This is a genomic window from Microcystis sp. LE19-10.1B (assembly GCF_027530565.1).
In the GTDB taxonomy this organism is placed as follows: Bacteria; Cyanobacteriota; Cyanobacteriia; order Cyanobacteriales; family Microcystaceae; genus Microcystis; species Microcystis aeruginosa.
The window spans coordinates 1-1,461 of the sequence record NZ_JAPZQM010000535.1 but is presented as its reverse complement, the minus strand read 5'-3'; the positions used below and the strand labels follow the sequence as shown (position 1 = coordinate 1,461).

The window sequence follows — 1,461 nt, the reverse complement described above, 5'->3', positions numbered from 1 at the left end:
CTTATAGAGAAAGGCATTTAGCGATTTTTGTCAATTGTTTTTTATCTAGAGCGAACTAATCAATTAAGTCTCTTGCCAGATAAGGATTTAGTCGATTTATGCCCCCCTATCGAACCATAACAAGTAACGAAGAGCCGAAATTATGGCTCTTCTGGTTTCTGTGTGGAGGGAAGAAGAATAGGGATAATTTTATAGAAATATAGTCTTCAAAGCCTTGCCTAGCAAGACTCCTACGAATGATAATCAGTGCTTATCACACAAAGTAGAGAAGAGCCAAATTATTAAAGCCGAAACAGAAAGAGCAGGAAGATTTATTATCGCCTGTTCTCGACAAGGAAAACCTATCGGCGGAAGAAATGCTTGATGAATATAAAGCACAACAATCTTGTGAACGAGGATTTAGATTCATTAAAGACCCCTTATTTCTAGCAGATAGTGTCTTGGTGAAAACCCCAAAAAGGATAGAAACAATGGTTTTTTTAATGGGAATATGCTTATTAGTATATAGTCTGGGACAAAGAATGTTAAGAGGGGAACTACAAAGGAAAGGTGGAAAAGTCAAAAATAAACTTGGTAAAGCCACAGATAAACCAACTTTAAGATGGATATTTCAGATTTTACAGGGGATTCATTTAGTCAAGATTAATGCTCAAAGCCACATCAGTAATTTAACTGAGGAGATTCTTGATATTCTTGAATATTTTTCGATTTATTGCCAAAATTACTACCAAGTAAGTTGAGAATCAAATTGAGCAAATTCAGTTTAAGTCAATCCCAGAAAAAACTTTTTCCCCGAAAAGTGTCCAATAAATTAGGCCACTTTAGTTTAACCATGTCTAACTTGAGCGATCCTTGCTTCTGTCAAATTATTCTTGGTGAAGTCAGATGTAAAAATTCTCTAATGTCAACAAATTTTGTCGGTTCAATCAGTTTTTCTTGGTGGCGTTATTGCGACTTAATCATAAAGTGCGGAATGTGGGTTTTAATCTCTAGTGATATCCAATCCTGTAGGGTGCGTTACATTTCATTAACGCACCTTATTACTGTTTTGAATGCAGTTCCAAATTTTCAGTTGTTAAAAAGTATTTGTCAAATGATGATGAACTTTAACGAATCAAAGTAATAGTAATTCCCAGAGATAAACTGGTCCATACTTTGTCTGCTGTTAACACAGGTAAATTCAAGCGTTTACCTAAAGCAAGACAAGCACGATCTCCTAAGGATAATCCTGCACTTTTAGTTAAAACTCGAAATTTAGCTATAGTTATAGCATCTTCCTCATTGCAAGCAATAATTTCTAGACTATTTTGTAATAATCCTTCGCCAATTCAAAAATGAAACGCATCAACCTCAAGAGTTGACAAAGAAAGGCTCATCAGGTACTGTCTGATCATTAACAAAAACAAATCAGACCCAAAAACGAAGCCCCCAACATCTTAACATAGAACAAAGAAACTTGCT

At 35.1% G+C, this 1,461-nt stretch carries 1 pseudogene; it reads left to right on the top strand.

The annotated features are described in order from the left end of the window. Positions 1-265 precede the first annotated feature (265 nt). Positions 266-740, top strand: a pseudogene (locus O9332_RS19315) (IS1634 family transposase); the annotation flags it as partial. Positions 741-1,461 lie beyond the last annotated feature (721 nt).